The following is a 17,758-nucleotide window of genomic DNA, read 5'->3' as shown; positions in this document are numbered from 1 at the left end:
CAGTTAGGCGGTGACAATAGTCGCCGCCTTTTCAGTAGTTAAACGAGATTAGTGTATGAAAATCATCATCCTTGGTGCAGGTCAGGTTGGCGGCACACTGGCGGAAAACCTAGTTGGCGAGAACAACGACATCACCATTGTAGACCGCAACTCAGATCGTCTGCGCGAACTGCAAGATAAGTACGACCTACGTGTCGTGAATGGTTATGCTAGCCACCCAGACGTGTTGCGTGAAGCCGGTGCTCAAGATGCTGACATGTTGGTTGCTGTAACCAATATGGATGAAACCAATATGGCTGCCTGTCAGGTGGCTTTTACACTGTTTAACACTCCTAACCGAATTGCGCGAATTCGCTCTCCGCAGTACCTATCTGAGAAGGAAGCTTTGTTCCAGTCGGGCGCTGTACCCGTCGATCACTTGATTGCACCAGAAGAGCTAGTCACTAGCTACATTGAACGTTTGATTCAATACCCAGGGGCACTGCAAGTTGTGAGTTTTGCTGAGCAGAAAGTGAGCTTGGTTGCCGTAAAAGCCTACTATGGTGGACCACTGGTTGGTAATGCACTGTCTGCGCTACGTGAGCACATGCCACATATCGACACGCGTGTTGCGGCGATTTTCCGCCAAGGCCGACCAATTCGACCACAGGGCACCACCATCATTGAAGCTGACGATGAAGTCTTCTTCGTCGCGGCTAGTAATCACATCCGCTCGGTAATGAGTGAGCTACAACGTCTTGAGAAGCCTTACCGCCGTATTATGATAGTTGGTGGTGGTAACATCGGTGCTAGCCTTGCTCGCCGCTTAGAACAGCTCTACAGCGTTAAGCTGATTGAACATAGCTACCAACGCGCGGAAAAGCTGTCAGAAGAGCTAGAGAATACCATCGTTTTCTGTGGTGATGCGGCAGATCAGGAACTCCTTGCGGAAGAGAATATCGATCAGGTCGATGTGTTTATTGCTCTCACCAACGAAGATGAAACCAACATTATGTCTGCCATGCTTGCGAAACGCATGGGAGCCAAAAAAGTGATGGTACTGATTCAGCGCGGGGCTTATGTCGACCTTGTACAGGGTGGCGCTATCGATGTCGCGATTTCGCCACAACAAGCGACGATTTCTGCATTACTGACCCACGTTCGTCGTGCCGATATTGTTAACGTATCTTCACTGCGCCGAGGGGCTGCAGAAGCAATCGAAGCCATTGCACACGGTGATGAAACCACATCGAAAGTTGTTGGTCGCGCGATTGGTGATATCAAACTACCACCAGGTACCACCATTGGTGCGATTGTCCGTGGCGAGGAAGTGTTGATTGCCCACGACCGTACCGTTATCGAACAAGATGATCATGTGGTGATGTTCTTGGTCGACAAGAAATACGTCCCTGACGTAGAAGCCCTATTCCAACCGAGTCCGTTCTTCCTTTAGGCAAGGGTTATGGTCAATTTCCGTCCTGTACTGTTTGTTATCGGGCTAGTGTTATCTAAGCTAGCCCTGTTCATGTACGTGCCAACATTGGTCGCCTTCATCACTGGTACGTCTGGATTTTTAGAGTTTGGCCAAGCTGTTATCATTACTCATACTGCCGCTTTTGCCTGTTTGACGATTGGTCGCACCAAACAATTTAAACTCAGTGTGCGCGATATGTTCCTTATCACCAGTTTGGTGTGGACCATCGCCAGTGCGTTCGCAGCGCTACCTTTCGTGTTTATCAATCACATCAGCTTTACCGATGCTTACTTTGAGACCATGTCGGGCATCACAACCACAGGTTCCACCGTACTCAGTGGCCTAGATAACATGGCACCGAGCATTTTATTGTGGCGCTCGATACTGCAATGGTTAGGTGGGATTGGCTTTATCGTGATGGCGGTTGCGGTACTACCTATGCTTAACGTCGGTGGTATGAAACTCTTCCACACCGAATCCTCCGACTGGTCAGATAAAAGCAGCCCGAGAGCCAAAACAGTGGCAAAGAACATTGTCGCAGTTTACCTATCACTGACGGGTTTATGCATAGTTGGCTACCTTCTAACGGGCATGAATCTGTTTGAAGCGATCAACCACGCCTTTACCACCTTATCCACCGGTGGCTATTCCACATCAGATGGCTCGATGAACCATTTCTCTAATGGTGCGCATTGGGTAGCGACACTATTTATGTTTTTGGGTGGCTTGCCGTTCTTACTGTTTGTTGCAGCAATTAAAAAACGCCGTCTCAATGAATTAGTCAAAGATGCACAAGTGCGCGGATTTAGCTACTTGTTCTTGGTTAGCAGCTTAATCATCGCGGCTTGGTTAGTGATCAGAGATGGTTATGCCGTTTTAGATGCGCTTCGGGTATCCATGTTCAACATTGTCTCAGTGGTTACCACGACAGGCTTTGGCTTGGAAGATTTCACCGCCTGGGGCGCACTTCCTACCACCTTGTTTGCATTCCTGATGATGGCAGGAGCCTGTTCAGGTTCAACTGCGGGCGGGATTAAAATCTTCCGTTTTCAGATTGCCCTGACATTGCTTAACAAGCAGATGATGAAACTTATCCATCCTTCAGGGGTATTTGTTCAGCGTTACAATCAACGCCCTGTAAACGACGATATCGTCCGTTCGGTTGTCGCCTTTGGTTTGACGTTTTTTATCACCATCATTGCGATTGCTGGTGGCCTCAGTGCTATGGGGCTCGACCCTATCACCAGTATCTCTGGTTCTATTACTGCGGTTGCCAATGTTGGACCGGGTATGGGGTCAGTCATCGGTCCAACTGGTAACTTTGCTCCACTGCCAGACGCCGCTAAATGGCTACTAAGCCTAGGGATGTTGATGGGAAGGCTGGAAATTTTGACCTTGCTTGTCCTGTTTTTCCCAGCCTTCTGGCGACGTTAAACGGGATCAACGTAGAGATAAATAGCGAAGAAATGGCAAGCGCATCCTGCTAGAACAAATCCGTGCCAAATAGCATGATTGTAAGGGATGCGTTTTGCGACGTAGAAGATCACTCCCAGTGAGTAAATCACTCCCCCTGCGGCAAGCAGAGTTAACCCACCAACCGATAAGTTCATCGCCAATTGGTAAATCACAATCAGCGATAACCAACCCATGGTCAGATAAGTCACTAAAGAAAGCTTCTTAAAACGGTAGACAAAGGCGAGCTTCATAATGATGCCGAACAGAGCAATGCTCCAGATCACTACCATTAGCCCAATCGCTAGCGGTGTACGCAGGCTCACTAGTAGAAAAGGCGTGTAGCTACCCGCGATCAATAAGTAGATAGCACAGTGGTCAAAGGTTTTTAATGCTCGTTTGGCTCGCTTATAAGGAATCGCATGGTAGAGCGTAGAGGCAAGAAACAACACTATCATGCTGCTGCCATAGATACTCATACTGGTGATTGTTAGCGTATCCGCATTGTTTTCGGTCGATTTGAGCAAGAGTAAAACCAAGCCGACAATACTGAGCACCATACCTAGAGCATGGGTCAGCGTATTAGCAAACTCTTCTTTCGTGCTGTATTCAGTGGGAGGATTAGCAGACATGCGTGCCCTACTCTGAGTAAATATGGAATAATTACTCGAGAGTATGGCACATTAAGCTTACACTTGTAAGCTGAAAGTTTTTTAAGTTTTGGTTAAGAATGTTCGTCCAAGTAAGCAATTACTTGTGCGCCCGCTTCCTGTGCAGACGTATGGAGAGGAATTTCCATTTGACGTTTCAAATCACCAATCCCTAACAAGCTTGCGAGCATGCCCTTTGCACCTTCACGGTGACGATCGATCTCAAACCACATCTGTAACTTATCGTCAGTTCGATATGCCACCACTTCGAGCTCTCGCCATCGGCCATGAAAAGGCCCTGTGGTCGGAACAAATTCAAACTCTTGGACAAACGGCATCGCAAAGCCGTCAACTTCTTCACACTCTACCTGACGAATACGCAAACCTTGCTCTTCAAGTGCGGTAAATATGCCATCAAGCAGTGGGTCAGGCCTGACGGTTAGAATGTCTTTGTCGGTCGGATCTTTTGCCATCGCAATATCCAAGCCTGTCTCCAACCACACCTTGGAGTCACCAATGGTAACGGGTGTGTTCCACGGTACATCGAGCTCAATTTCAAAGTCACGCGTTTCACCCGGATTAATAGTAAAAGCGTAAGGCAGTGACCACTTAGCTAAGGCATAACTTGTCGGGACTCGACGCATGCGCCCTGCATTGTGCTTGTCCTTATCTGGGTTGGCAGGCACCTCTTTGATATAGCGACAATAGAGCTTGAGGTCGATATTATCGATCTCTTGTGCTGTCGACCCACCATAGACATGAATCGTAATATTCACTTTTTGTCCTGGATACAAGACTTCTTGCTGCAAAACAGAGTCAACCTTTGCAGATCCAATACCAAAACTGGCCAGGGTTTTCTTAAATAACGACATCAACACCTCCTTGGCACATACGAAACCATTAAATTACTTTCATACTAATCTGGTTTACTGTCTCACTACTATAGATATCTTCACATAATTGTAGCGAATCGCAATCGATTAGATATCGACCAATCCGACTGATAATGCTAATCTATTTATTGATATGCGTGCATATCAATATTCCTAATTAATTGTTCGGATTGGCGTGAGCCAGAAGAGCCAAACTTCAGCAATGAAGCAAACTCATGATTAATTAGGCCATTACATTGGCAATGGATATGCCTGACAGTTAGGTAACTGAATGCGCCCAACAACAGTCAGGTTTTCGCACACAAACCGTAGTGCGATGCGCCGCCGTAGTGGATTTGTTTCTACTCCAGTGGCAAAAAAATCAGCTCCAGCAATGACTTTAGTAGAGAAGACCGCCGTTATGGCAACCGCTCCTGCTAAGGTTATTAAGGCAGCCTAATTAAAAAGCGCAGTGCTGACTGCGCTTTTTTCTTACCTTCATTTCATCTATTTGATACCTTTAGCAGCAAATCATTATAAATATTGTGGAGAAAGCCAATGAAGTGTCACCGTATTGAGGAGCTACTAGAGTTACTTGAACCTGAATGGCAAAAAGATCAAGAACTTAACCTGCTACAGATGATCGTTAAGCTCGCTCAAGAAGCGGGCTATGAAGGCAAACTAGAAGATCTGACAGACGATGTTCTTATTTACCATCTAAAAATGCGCAACAGTGGCAAAGATGAAATGATTCCCGGTCTAAAGAAAGACCAAGAAGATGATTTTAAAACAGCGATTCTGCGTGCCCGTGGTCTTATTGACTAGCAGCGAGCAATTTTAATGAAAGCGACCTTGAGTCGCTTTTTTTATACCTATTTGGTGACAAAGCTAGAAACTGTTAGGCCATTTATTTATAGAACTGTACTGATCTTTGTTGTTAAAGGTTGATAGCCTTAAAGAAATGAAAATGTTATTGCGTATATAATCGCCGTCCATAAGAATTTACTAAAATATTATAATCAAATAGCAATGTGTAGGGGCTGCTTACCTTTCGAGATGATTTTTGCAGCAATTTGTGGGTTCTTTATACAAGGCAGAGGCTTTGAAATGTAGTTATCCTACCTAATAAGCCGATAACGCAGTAGAAAGGAACCACAAACGCTGCCCGAAGGGTTCGGCTAAAAGCGTTTTACTCTTTGTTGAGAGGTATTTTGCTTAGAATGACTAGGCGGCAAACCTCTCGCCGTGATTAAAACGCTTTTATCTCGAACAAAATTTAACCACGAAAGATAAACAGCCCCTAGAGTGAGAACAATAGAAATCTCACCGTTTAGCTCAAGAAGGAAGCGCAATGAGTCAGGATAAAATCGATATCAAAGATGTGACTCCCAAGACCTTTAACCCTAAGGCCCATAAAAACAAAGGGGACAGGTTTAATCCCAGCAACCGAATCTATGTTCGCGAGAGTAAAGGTACCTTTCAACAGCTACGTCGTTATGGCGGCTGGTTCCTACTGGTTTTCTTTGCTCTTATTCCTTGGATACCTTATGGCGAACGCCAAGCTATCTTGCTCGACTTTGGCAATCAGCAGTTTAACTTTTTCGGCACCACACTTTATCCGCAAGACTTAACCCTGCTTGCACTGCTATTTATGATTGCCGCCTTTGGTCTCTTTTTCCTCACCACTTTCTTAGGTCGAGTTTGGTGTGGCTACCTATGCCCACAAACGGTGTGGACCTTTATGTATATTTGGTTCGAGGAAAAGCTGGAAGGCAGCGCCAACAAACGCCGCAAGCAAGATTCAGGTAAGCTCACTGCCAATCTAGCAATGCGCAAAGGTGTAAAACACTTAGCTTGGTGGGCAATTGCCCTTGCTACCGGCTTCACCTTTACAGGTTATTTTGTACCGATCAAAGACCTAGTGGTTGGTTTCTTCACCTTTAATGCCGAATTCTGGCCGGTATTCTGGGTTCTATTCTTCGCCGGCTGTACTTACGCCAACGCAGGTTGGATGCGCTCTATTATGTGTGTTCACATGTGTCCTTACGCTCGTTTCCAATCAGCCATGTTCGACAAAGATACCTTTATCGTCGGCTATGATAGCAAACGTGGTGAAACTCGAGGCCCTCGCTCACGCAAAGCCGATCACAAAGCTCTGGGCTTAGGTGACTGTATTGACTGTGACCTTTGTGTTCAGGTTTGCCCAACCGGTATCGATATCCGTGACGGCCTACAGTATGAATGTATTAACTGTGGTGCTTGTATTGATGCCTGTGACAAAACCATGGATCGCATGGGCTATGAAAAAGGCCTGATTAGCTACACCACGGAGCACCGCCTCTCTGGCAAGCATACTAAGGTCGCGCGTCCAAAACTGCTCGGTTATGGCGCGGTACTATTAGTGATGATTGGTTTGTTCTTTGTTCAGGTTGCCAGTGTCGACCCGGCAGGTTTGAGCGTTCTTCGTGACCGTAATCAGTTGTTCAGAGTCAATGGCTTAGGTGAAGTAGAGAATACCTACACCCTGAAAATCATTAATAAAACTCAACAAGAACAAGAGTACAAACTCAGCGTTGAAGGCCTAAGTGATGTCTCTTGGTATGGCAAACAAACTATTCAAGTGGAACCGGGTGAAGTCCTTAACCTGCCAATGAGTTTAGGCGTCAATCCTGACAATCTCAGCTCTTCAGTTTCAACAATTCAGTTTATACTGTCCGATAGCGAAGACTTCACTATTGAGGTAGAAAGCCGCTTTATTAAGAAACTCTAAGCGCGCTCTACTCACAGATATGGAAAGAGGCTCAGCAATGAGCCTCTTTTATTTTATGACACAACAAGCCTTTAACTTTGATGCGTTAACGCCTGACTTTATGTGGTATGCCCTCGAAAGCATTGGTATTCGAGCGGAATCTGGATTTCTGGCCCTAAACAGCTATGAAAACCGCGTCTATCAGTTTACCGATGAAGAGCGCCAACGTTATGTGGTTAAGTTTTACCGCCCAGAGCGTTGGAGCTTAGAACAAATTCAAGAGGAGCATGACTTTACTCTTGAACTGATCGAGTCTGAGATCCCAGTGGCTCCACCTACAGTCATTAACGGTCAAACTCTCCACCAATATCAAGGCTACCTGTTTGCCCTATTTGCAAGTGTTGGCGGGCGCCAGTTTGAAGTCGATAACCTAGAGCAACTCGAAGGGGTTGGACGCTTTTTGGGTCGCATTCATAAAGTTGGCTCAAAACAAGTTTTCCAGCATCGCCCTACAATCGGGCTCGAAGAGTACGTCTATCAGCCGCGCAAGTTACTGGAGCAATCTCAGTTTATTCCGATGCATCTTGAAAATGCGTTTTTTAATGATCTCGACCTGCTGATCAAATCTCTAGAAAATCACTGGGATGACTCAACCAGCCTGATTCGTTTGCATGGTGACTGTCATCCAGGAAATATTCTTTGGCGCGATGGCCCGATGTTTGTTGACCTAGATGATTCTCGTAACGGTCCTGCTATTCAAGACTTGTGGATGCTGCTCAACGGTGAGCGAGCAGACAAGCTGATGCAGTTAGACATTCTGCTAGAGGCGTATCAGGAGTTTAACGACTTCAACAGCAATGAATTGAAACTAATTGAGCCACTGCGCGGTCTACGTATGGTGCACTATATGGCATGGTTAGCAAAAAGGTGGCAAGATCCTGCTTTTCCTCTCGCTTTCCCTTGGTTCAATGATCCAAAATACTGGGAGAGTCAGGTGCTTGCTTTTAAAGAGCAGATTTCTGCACTGGATGAGCCACCACTTTCACTTATGCCACAGTGGTAAGAAAATCGACAACATGGAGTCAAGAATGAAAAAGCTGTTTGCACTAGTTGCCACACTGATGTTGAGCCTATCTGCTCACGCTGCGCAGTTCAACCAAGGTGAGCACTACAAGGTGCTGGATTTAGAAGCCTCAAAGAAACCGACCGTAACGGAGTTTTTCTCTTTCTACTGCCCACACTGTCACTCGTTCGAGCCTATCATTCAGCAGCTAAAAACTAAGCTACCTAAAGATGCTAAGTTCCAGAAAAATCATGTTTCTTTCATGGGTGGCAATATGGGTGAGTCGATGAGCAAAGCTTACGCAACCATGATTGTACTGAAAGTCGAAGACAAGATGACACCAGTACTATTTAACCGCATCCACAATATGCGCAAAGCACCAAAAAATGATGAAGAACTGCGTCAGATCTTCTTGGATGAAGGCGTCGATGCGAAGAAGTTCGACGCGGCCTTTAACGGTTTTGCGGTAGATTCAATGGTTCGTCGCTTCGACAAACAGTTTAAAAACAGCGGCCTATCTGGTGTTCCAGCGGTTATTGTTAACAACAAGTACCTAGTTGAAGCAGGCTCAATCACCTCTCTGGATGAGTACTTTGCCTTAGTCAATTACTTACTAACGCTAAAATAGTCACCAAGTAAAAAGGGAGCAAACGCTCCCTTTTTTATTCTTTAAATTTAATCACTTATCTTGGTGTACTTGCTGTAGCAATTCATCTTTCTGTTGCCAAACATCACCTAGCCATTGCTGAAATTGGCGCTTGTATGGCTTGTCATTAAAGTAATCGCCTCGCACTTGCTCATCCACAGGCAAGACTTTGGTGCGAACAACGATCTTGGTCATACGGCCCATAAGAGCATCTTTAAACGGTTTTTGTGTATTCTCTGGATACGCTAACGTGACATCAATAATGCTCTCAAACTGATCGCCCATCGCTGCGAGCGTATACGCTATCCCACCCGTTTTAGGCTGCAGAAGATATTGATAACCCGCTTTGCTTTTACGCTGCTTGTCTTGGGTAAAGCGTGTCCCTTCCACATAGTTCACAACCGTTGTAGGGGTGTGCTTGAACTTAGCACATGAACGACGAGTGGTTGCCAAATCCTGCCCACGTTTCTCCGGATGACGAATCAGATATTCGCGTGAATAGCGACGCATAAATGGCATATCGAGAGCCCAACAAGCCATACCGATGAATGGTACATAGAGCAGTTGCTGCTTAAGAAAAAATTTTGGCATCGGAATGCGATCTTTGAACACACAGCACAGTACAACAATATCTGTCCAGCTAAGGTGGTTACTGATCATCAAGTACCAGCCATCTTTTTTCAGTTCGTCACCGCCTTGAATATCCCACTCAATTCGGTTCGAAACGTTAAGAATGGCAGAGTTCATTGTTGCCCAAAGCCACATGATCTTATTGGCAAGCTGAGTGCCCTTTGCTTTAAGTGCAGCACTTGGCAAAACAAACTTAAAAACGGCCACAACGCAAATAGCTATCGAGCAGACTGCGGAGTTCAAGATGACCAAACTAACATTCAGAACAAGGAGTAAATGTGCCAACATACGCTTAATAAGTGAGATTTAATGAAAAATTTATAAACATTCATTTATGAATAATAAAACAGCGTGTAATTATACAAGCCATTGGAAAGTTTGAAACTAATCTAACTATGGTCAGAGTTGTTAGAGCACACTTCGACCTCAAGGCAATCAGTCACTAGGTTTACACCATGGAGAACCCGTAATGACCACAAAACCAACCCTTATTGCGCTTGCTGTACTGAGCACAGCACCAGCAATGGCCCAGCTCTCTGATTCAGCGGGGATCAGCGGCGAAGTCTCACTCAGTGCCGGTTATACCTCTTCAACCTCTAATTTTAATACCGACACTAACGCGACCATTACGGACAATACGCAGAAAGGTCAAAGAGATAGCAGTGTCTTAGCGCTGCCGCTAGGTAGCATTGCTTATACGTTTGGTAGTCAACTCGACAAGCAGTTCTATGCGGGTACATCTCGTGAAGATATTGCCATCGGTACCTTAGCGTTAGAGTTAGGCTATAAGCAACAGTTGGCCAATGGAACAGTGATTGATGCCTCTTTCCTACCGACCATTATGTCTGGTGAAACTTGGGCCGATCCTTTCCAAACTAACTCAGCTCGTAGTGTCACCGATGAGAAAGGCAATGCGTATCGTGTTAAATTTAGCAATATTGCCAACTCTGGTTTTAGTCTAGATACCGCATATGCGATCAAAGATATTGAGAATGAACAGTCTGGTCAGACACGTTCAGTGAGTGACCAACAGTTACTGCGACGTGACGCGACATCGATCTATGTAAAAGGTAGTTATCGCATTCCCGTCGACCGTACTATGTTCTTAGTGCCATCGCTGACTTACATTAAAACGGATGCCGACGGCGATGCGAACTCTCTCACCTCTTGGGGCGGCGAGCTTTCGCTGTTTAAAGTCATCAATCGCCATCAATTCGCACTTACCGCGAGCTACACAAGCAAAGGTTATGATGCGTCACACCCTGTCTACAACAAGGTTCGTGACGATGACGAGTTAAGTCTCTTTGCTGCCTATGAATATCAGCAGTTTATGGGTTGGCAAGATTGGTCTTTGATCTCTTTTGCGGGTTATGGCCAGACCGATTCAAACATCGATTTCTACGATGAAGACCAGATGATCTTCTCTGTCGGTGTTAACTACCAGTTCTAACTTCACTAGCCCGCAAATGCGGGCTTTTTTACACAGCCTGCGCGGTCAACTGCCGCAACAAGCGATCCATCGCTCGGTAGCCCAGAGCTTCGGCAAGATGATTGCGTTCAATATGGCTTGCCCCCTCTAAGTCGGCAATAGTACGCGCGACTTTGATAATCCGATGATAAGCACGAATCGATAAACCCAGTCGATGCAATGCGGTTTCCAAAAACTGGGCGTCTTGCTTATGTAAGGGGCAGTAGCGCTCTATTTCTCGACTGCCTAATAAGGCATTCACCTTACTCGCTCGTGACAACATTTTCTCACGCGCTATCAATACTCTATCTCGCACAATCTGGGTCGATTCACCTCTTTCGCCCCCTTCCGCTAACGTCCCCTTTGGCAAAGCAGGGATTTCCAGAGACATATCAAAGCGATCAAGTAATGGACCAGATAAACGGCTTAAGTAGCGCAGAATAGTTTGCGGGTTGGCTCGCGATTGGTTGCCTTCATAATATCCGGTGGGGCTTGGGTTTAATGCCCCAACCAACTGAAACCTAGCCGGAAAGCGCGTCTTGCCTTGGGCTCGTGAGATAATGATCTCCCCAGATTCCAGTGGTTCACGCAACGAATCGAGTACTTTGCGTTCGAACTCTGGCATCTCATCGAGAAACAATAATCCATTGTGCGCCAAAGAGATCTCTCCCGGTCTTGGGATAGAGCCTCCTCCCACCAGTGCCGCCATCGAACTTGAGTGATGCGGGGCGCGAAAAGGACGCTGCTTCCAATTGTGGGCATTGATTTCTTGTTGGGTTAGTGAAGCTACCGAAGCCGATTCAAGCGCCTCACTATCTGACATATCGGGCAGCAAGTCGCACAAGCGCGACGCCAACATGGTTTTTCCTGTCCCCGGCGGGCCAAGAAACAACAAGTTGTGATTGCCTGCGGCAGCTATCTCCAAAGCACGCTTGCCTTGCTGCTGCCCGATAATATCTTGCAGATCTCTCTGGCTACTCGGTGCTACACAGCGCTGCGTTGTTTGATGTAACGAGAGTTTTTGTTGTCCACACAGATCGGCACACACTTCAAGTAGGCTTTGCGCCGATTTATGTCTTTCAGCACCAACTAAAGCCGCCTGATCACCATTACTATGAGGGACCACTAAACTGCGTTCAACTCGATTGGCAGCCAACGCCGCGGGTAACACGCCTTTCACCCTTCTCAGCTCTCCAGATAATGCGAGCTCACCAATAAACTCTTGATTATTTAGCTCATTAACAGGAATTTGCTCCGACGCAGCTAAAATACCTAACGCTATCGGTAGATCGAATCGACCACCCTCTTTAGGTAAATCAGCAGGCGCGAGATTGACTGTGATTCGCTTAGCTGGAAATTCAAAACGCGAATTAATGATCGCACTGCGCACTCTGTCGCGAGACTCTTTAACCGTAGTTTCAGGTAGACCAACCAAACAAAATCCCGGCATACCATTACTGATATGCACTTCTACCGTCACTGTTGGTGCCTCTACCCCGACGCAAGCTCGGCTGTGAATGATCGCTAATCCCATACCAAGCTCACTTGTTGTCTGACCATTATTTATCCCCCTGATAGTTCGTCTATTTTGTTATCAAGGTTGTTATATAGCTTGGCGAGATGCTGAAAGAATGTGAAAAAAGAATGAGTTTTTGCTTGTCATGCGGCGGAATTGTATGTTACCACTAGAGACGCAAACAATTTCGTGCCCATATAGGCACAGATAACTAAAGAAATAATAAATGAACTTCAACGCCCGCATTAACGCACTGATTGCCCTGATTATCGTGGTCATTATTGATTCCGCGCGGGGTAGAGTGGGCGAAAGATAACCACAGATTCAAAAAAACCCCCGCACTGAAAAGTCCGGGGGTTTTTTACAATTAGTACGCTGAAAATTTGGCAGACATAAATTAAAGCTCAGAAAAACAAGAGCCGTAGGAAGAATGGGAGCGCACATGACGTGCAACACAACACAACATCAAGCAATGCATAAAGGGGGCTCACAATGACAGGTGCCGAGTTAGTCGTTGCCGCCCTAAAGCAGCAAGGTATTAAAACCGTATTTGGTTACCCAGGTGGGGCCATCATGCCAATCTATGATGCCCTCTATGATGGTGGCGTCGAACATATCCTTTGTCGACATGAACAAGGCGCAGCGATGGCCGCAATTGGTATGGCTCGCTCAACTCAAGACGTCGCGGTCTGTATGGCAACATCAGGGCCAGGGGCAACTAACCTAGTCACTGGTCTCGCCGATGCCTTTATGGATTCAATTCCACTGGTTGCGATCACAGGTCAGGTTGCTAGCTCTCATATCGGTACTGACGCGTTCCAAGAAATCGATGTAATCGGTATGTCACTCGCGTGTACTAAACACAGCTATCTAGTAACGGATATCAATGAACTGGCACCAACACTTGCTGAAGCCTTTGAAGTGGCGAAAGCAGGTCGACCAGGCCCAGTAATCGTTGATATCGCCAAAGATGTTCAACTAGGCCAAGCACCAGTAAACCTTCTTCCTCCTTTTTCTCCACCAGCGATGCCTGTGGCTAGCCAAGAGGCTATAACCCAAGCACAAGAGCTGCTTTCTCAAAGCTCTCGTCCGGTACTTTACGTCGGTGGTGGTGTACAGCTTGGTCACGCAACGGACTCGGTACGAGAGTTCCTACGTTTAAACCCTATGCCTTCTGTTAGCACCCTAAAAGGGCTAGGTACGATTGAGCGTCATGACCCTCACTATCTAGGTATGCTTGGCATGCACGGTACTAAAGCGGCCAACCTAGTTGTACAAGAGTGTGACCTTTTGATTGCTGTTGGCGCCCGCTTTGATGACCGAGTGACTGGCAAGCTAGATACCTTTGCGCCAAATGCTAAGGTGATTCATATTGATATTGATGCTGCAGAGATTCACAAACTGCGCCAAGCCAATGCGCCAGTACGTGGTGAGATCCCAGCCGTTCTTCCTCAACTAGAGCTGACTCAAGACATCACGCCTTGGGTTAAGCATAGTGAAAGTCTACGTAGTGGCTTCAAGTGGCGCTACGACCACCCTGGCGATCTTATCTACGCTCCAGGGTTACTGAAGCAGCTATCTGATCTTATGCCGGACACTTCGATTATTTCTACCGATGTGGGCCAGCACCAGATGTGGGCAGCCCAGCACATCCAACCGCGCGAGCCACAAAACTTCATCACATCCGCTGGTCTAGGCACTATGGGCTTTGGTCTTCCTGCAGCGATGGGAGCAGCGGTTGCTCGACCTGATGATCAGTCTATTCTTATCACAGGTGATGGTTCATTTATGATGAACATCCAAGAGCTAGGCACACTGAAGCGCCGTCAGATTCCGGTCAAAGTCGTTCTACTCGATAACCAGCGTTTAGGCATGGTTCGTCAATGGCAATCTCTGTTCTTTGATGGTCGCCACAGTGAAACTATTCTTGATGACAACCCGGACTTTGTGATGCTAGCAAAAGCCTTTAATATTCCGGGTAAAGTGATCACTAAAAAAGAAGAAGTTGAGCCAGCTCTTAAAGAAATGCTAGAAAGTAAAACCTCATACTTACTTCATGTTTTAATCGACGAAGAAGAAAACGTATGGCCACTTGTACCACCAGGTGCATCAAACAACGACATGCTGGAGAACACCTAACATGGAAAGATATCTAATCGACATTAAAGCGGATGATAAACCTGTACTGTTAGAACGCGTTCTTCGTGTGGTACGCCACCGTGGTTTTATTGTTAAGCAAGTTGCTGGTACGCAAAACCACGAGAGCAAAGTCGCTAGCGTTGAAATCATCGTCGACAGTGATCGTCCTATTTCATTTCTCACCAATCAAATCGAGAAGCTTTGGGATGTACGCACTGTTGAAGTCACGCAAATTGCGAGTGACGAACTCCCAAATAACAACCTACAACAAAAGATTTGTGCATAAGGAAGGCAATAATGGCTACAAAAACAGCAGACTACATTTGGTTTAACGGTGAAATGGTTCCTTGGGCCGAGGCTAACGTGCATGTGTTAACTCACGCTATGCACTACGGTACTTCAGTCTTTGAAGGCGTACGCTGCTACAACACACCTAAAGGCCCAATTGTCTTCCGCCATTTAGAGCATGCAAAACGTCTTAAAGATTCAGCGAAAATCTATCGCTTCCCTATTCCATACTCTGTTGAAGAGATTATGGAAGCAACACGCGAAACGCTGCGTCAAAACAAACTTGATAGCGCCTACATTCGCCCACTAGGTTTCGTGGGTAACGTAGGCCTAGGTGTATGCCCACCAGTTGGCACTGAAATGGATCTGATCATTGCAGCTTTCCCTTGGGGTTCATACCTAGGTGAAGAAGCACTAGAGAAAGGTGTAGATGCAATGATCTCTAGCTGGAACCGTGCAGCTCCAAACACAATTCCTACAGCGGCCAAAGCTGGTGGTAACTACCTATCTTCACTACTTGTTGGTGGTGAAGCTCGTCGTCACGGCTACGATGAAGGTATTGCGCTCAGTGTCGATGGTTACCTATCTGAAGGTGCTGGCGAAAACATCTTCGTGATTAAAGATGGTGTTATCACTACGCCACCAGCAACCAGCGCAATCCTGCCTGGTATCACTCGCGATTCAATTATGACTATCGCTCGTGATCGCGGTTATGAAGTGCGTGAAGCAAACATTGCGCGTGAAGCGCTTTACCTAGCAGACGAAGTCTTTATGACAGGTACTGCAGCAGAGGTCGTTCCTGTTGCAACTATCGATAAGATTGAAGTCGGCAGCGGTAAACGTGGCCCAATCACCAAAGAGCTCCAAGAAGCTTACTTCGGCCTATTTAATGGCACCACAGAAGATAAATGGGGTTGGCTAGATTACGTTTACCCACAAGACGCAGACAAAGCTTAAAAAGCACCGGCAAATATAGGAAGTAACACAATGCCAAAATATAGATCAGCAACCACAACACACGGACGCAATATGGCCGGTGCGCGCGCCTTATGGCGTGCTACGGGCGTTAAAGACGAAGATTTCGGTAAACCTATCATCGCGGTAGTCAACTCGTTTACCCAGTTTGTACCAGGCCACGTGCACTTAAAAGACATGGGTCAGTTGGTAGCGCGTGAGATTGAAAAAGCGGGCGGTATCGCCAAAGAATTCAACACCATTGCTGTCGACGACGGTATCGCAATGGGCCACGGCGGTATGCTTTATTCGCTACCGTCACGTGAGCTAATTGCCGACTCAGTTGAGTACATGGTCAATGCCCACTGTGCTGATGCCATGGTATGTATCTCTAACTGTGACAAAATCACCCCGGGGATGCTAATGGCGTCAATGCGCCTCAATATCCCGGTTATCTTTGTTTCTGGTGGTCCAATGGAAGCGGGTAAAACCAAGCTTTCTGATCAGATCATCAAGCTAGACTTGGTTGATGCGATGATCCAAGGCGCTGACCCGCAAGTGTCAGACGAGCAGAGTGAGCAGATCGAACGTAGTGCATGTCCGACATGTGGCTCATGTTCAGGTATGTTTACTGCTAACTCAATGAACTGTCTAACCGAAGCGCTGGGTCTTTCTCAGCCTGGTAACGGCTCAATGCTAGCTACTCACGCTGACCGTGAACAGCTTTTCCTTAATGCAGGCCGTCGCATTGTTGAACTGACGCGTCGTTACTACGAGCAAGATGACGAATCTGCACTACCACGCAACATCGCGACCTTTGACGCATTTGAGAACGCAATGGCACTCGATATTGCAATGGGTGGTTCAACCAACACTATTCTGCACCTGCTGGCAGCAGCACAAGAAGGTGAAGTGGATTTCGATATGGAAGATATTGATCGTCTATCTCGTCAAGTTCCACACCTATGTAAAGTAGCGCCTTCGACGCAGAAATATCATATGGAAGATGTACACCGTGCGGGCGGTGTCATGGCGATTCTTGGTGAACTTGACCGCGCTGGTCTACTTCACAACCAAGCTCGCACCGTTCTTGGACTGTCAATGAAAGAGCAGCTCGCCAAATACGACATCATCCAAACTGAAGATGAAGAAGTCTTGAAATTCTTCCGCGCAGGACCTGCGGGTATTCGTACCACTCAAGCCTTCTCACAAGATTGTCGTTGGGATCGTCTTGATGACGACCGCGCTGAAGGTTGTATCCGCACCAAAGACAACGCCTTCAGCCAAGAGGGTGGTCTGGCCGTTCTTTCTGGCAACATTGCATTAGATGGCTGTATCGTTAAGACCGCAGGTGTGGATGAGAGTATTCATAAATTCACTGGCCCTGCAGTAGTGTTTGAAAGCCAAGAAGATGCGGTTGAAGGCATCCTTGGTGGCAAAGTGAAAGCGGGTGATGTGGTTGTTATCCGTTACGAAGGCCCTAAAGGTGGCCCGGGCATGCAAGAAATGCTCTACCCAACGACATACCTAAAGTCTATGGGACTAGGTAAAGAGTGTGCCCTACTGACGGATGGTCGCTTCTCTGGCGGTACATCTGGCTTGTCTATCGGTCACGCTTCTCCAGAAGCAGCTAACGGTGGTGCGATCGGCTTGGTGAAACAAGGCGATATGATCGCTATTGATATTCCAAACCGTTCAATTTCTTTACAAGTTTCAGAACAAGAACTTGCTGAGCGCCGTGCAAAACAAGATGAGTTAGGCTGGAAACCAGTCGACCGTCAACGTGAAGTTTCATTTGCACTAAAAGCGTACGCAAGTATGGCGACCAGTGCTGACAAAGGTGCAGTACGAGACAAATCTAAGCTAGAGGGCTAGCTT

The 17,758-nt window shown here is 46.7% G+C and carries 16 protein-coding genes; 12 read left to right on the top strand and 4 right to left on the bottom strand.

Annotation, left to right across the window (positions count from 1 at the left end; translation table 11 throughout):
- The first annotated feature begins 55 nt into the window (after nt 1-55).
- On the top strand, nt 56-1,432 hold the full coding sequence (gene trkA, locus IX91_RS00155; RefSeq protein WP_004743626.1) for a Trk system potassium transporter TrkA: 1,377 nt from the start codon (nt 56-58) through the stop codon (nt 1,430-1,432).
- A 9-nt stretch (nt 1,433-1,441) separates the two neighbouring features.
- Complete coding sequence (locus tag IX91_RS00150) at nt 1,442-2,887, top strand: TrkH family potassium uptake protein (RefSeq protein ID WP_004743625.1); 1,446 nt, start codon at nt 1,442-1,444, stop codon at nt 2,885-2,887.
- Here IX91_RS00150 and trhA read toward each other — a convergent pair.
- Both trhA and IX91_RS00140 read right to left on the bottom strand, forming a co-directional pair.
- Nucleotides 2,884-3,537, bottom strand: a complete 654-nt coding sequence (gene trhA, locus IX91_RS00145; protein WP_004743624.1) for a PAQR family membrane homeostasis protein TrhA — start codon at nt 3,535-3,537, stop codon at nt 2,884-2,886. The two genes, IX91_RS00150 and trhA, sit on opposite strands and share 4 nt — an antisense overlap.
- A gap of 92 nt (nt 3,538-3,629) precedes the next feature.
- Nucleotides 3,630-4,427, bottom strand: a complete 798-nt coding sequence (locus IX91_RS00140; protein WP_004743623.1) for a sporulation protein — start codon at nt 4,425-4,427, stop codon at nt 3,630-3,632.
- A 292-nt stretch (nt 4,428-4,719) separates the two neighbouring features.
- Between IX91_RS00140 and IX91_RS26595 the strand changes: the two genes are divergently transcribed.
- From IX91_RS26595 to IX91_RS00120, 5 genes are all read left to right on the top strand, one after another.
- Nucleotides 4,720-4,887 (top strand): hypothetical protein, encoded by a 168-nt coding sequence (locus IX91_RS26595; protein WP_004743622.1) that lies wholly within the window; start codon nt 4,720-4,722, stop codon nt 4,885-4,887.
- 98 nt (nt 4,888-4,985) lie between these two features.
- Nucleotides 4,986-5,252 (top strand): YihD family protein, encoded by a 267-nt coding sequence (locus tag IX91_RS00135; protein WP_004743621.1) that lies wholly within the window; start codon nt 4,986-4,988, stop codon nt 5,250-5,252.
- Nucleotides 5,253-5,778: 526 nt separating this feature from the next.
- Nucleotides 5,779-7,197: a cytochrome c oxidase accessory protein CcoG gene (gene ccoG / locus IX91_RS00130; protein ID WP_004743620.1), complete on the top strand. Its 1,419-nt coding sequence runs from the start codon at nt 5,779-5,781 to the stop codon at nt 7,195-7,197.
- A 55-nt stretch (nt 7,198-7,252) separates the two neighbouring features.
- Nucleotides 7,253-8,239: a serine/threonine protein kinase gene (locus IX91_RS00125; protein ID WP_004743619.1), complete on the top strand. Its 987-nt coding sequence runs from the start codon at nt 7,253-7,255 to the stop codon at nt 8,237-8,239.
- Between the two features lie 25 nt (nt 8,240-8,264).
- Entirely contained in the window at nt 8,265-8,867 is a 603-nt protein-coding gene (locus tag IX91_RS00120; RefSeq protein ID WP_004743618.1) for a thiol:disulfide interchange protein DsbA/DsbL, read from the top strand.
- A gap of 51 nt (nt 8,868-8,918) precedes the next feature.
- Here the strand turns inward: IX91_RS00120 and IX91_RS00115 are convergent, their stop codons facing one another.
- Entirely contained in the window at nt 8,919-9,803 is an 885-nt protein-coding gene (locus IX91_RS00115) for an acyltransferase (RefSeq protein WP_004743617.1), read from the bottom strand.
- Between the two features lie 181 nt (nt 9,804-9,984).
- Here IX91_RS00115 and IX91_RS00110 point away from each other — a divergent pair, with 181 nt between their 5' ends.
- Complete coding sequence (locus IX91_RS00110) at nt 9,985-10,965, top strand: DUF2860 domain-containing protein (RefSeq protein WP_004743616.1); 981 nt, start codon at nt 9,985-9,987, stop codon at nt 10,963-10,965.
- A 28-nt stretch (nt 10,966-10,993) separates the two neighbouring features.
- On the opposite strand, the gene IX91_RS00105 is transcribed toward IX91_RS00110, so the two are convergent.
- Complete coding sequence (locus tag IX91_RS00105) at nt 10,994-12,517, bottom strand: YifB family Mg chelatase-like AAA ATPase (RefSeq protein ID WP_004743615.1); 1,524 nt, start codon at nt 12,515-12,517, stop codon at nt 10,994-10,996.
- Between the two features lie 474 nt (nt 12,518-12,991).
- Here IX91_RS00105 and ilvG point away from each other — a divergent pair, with 474 nt between their 5' ends.
- The 4 genes from ilvG to ilvD are packed head-to-tail and all read left to right on the top strand — an operon-like array spanning nt 12,992 to nt 17,755.
- Complete coding sequence (gene ilvG, locus IX91_RS00100; RefSeq protein ID WP_004743614.1) at nt 12,992-14,638, top strand: acetolactate synthase 2 catalytic subunit; 1,647 nt, start codon at nt 12,992-12,994, stop codon at nt 14,636-14,638.
- A gap of 1 nt (nt 14,639) precedes the next feature.
- Nucleotides 14,640-14,924, top strand: a complete 285-nt coding sequence (gene ilvM / locus IX91_RS00095; RefSeq protein ID WP_004743613.1) for an acetolactate synthase 2 small subunit — start codon at nt 14,640-14,642, stop codon at nt 14,922-14,924.
- Nucleotides 14,925-14,935: 11 nt separating this feature from the next.
- The gene (gene ilvE, locus IX91_RS00090) at nt 14,936-15,883 is read left to right on the top strand and encodes a branched-chain-amino-acid transaminase (RefSeq protein WP_004743612.1); all 948 of its coding nucleotides are present in this window, start codon (nt 14,936-14,938) and stop codon (nt 15,881-15,883) included.
- 30 nt (nt 15,884-15,913) lie between these two features.
- Entirely contained in the window at nt 15,914-17,755 is a 1,842-nt protein-coding gene (gene ilvD, locus IX91_RS00085) for a dihydroxy-acid dehydratase (protein ID WP_004743611.1), read from the top strand.
- The last annotated feature ends 3 nt before the right edge of the window (nt 17,756-17,758 follow it).

The sequence above is a fragment of the Vibrio tubiashii ATCC 19109 genome, from assembly GCF_000772105.1.
GTDB classification, from domain to species: Bacteria; Pseudomonadota; Gammaproteobacteria; order Enterobacterales; family Vibrionaceae; genus Vibrio; species Vibrio tubiashii.
The sequence above is the reverse complement of the archived record's forward strand: the minus strand, read 5'-3'. Positions and strand labels throughout refer to the sequence as shown.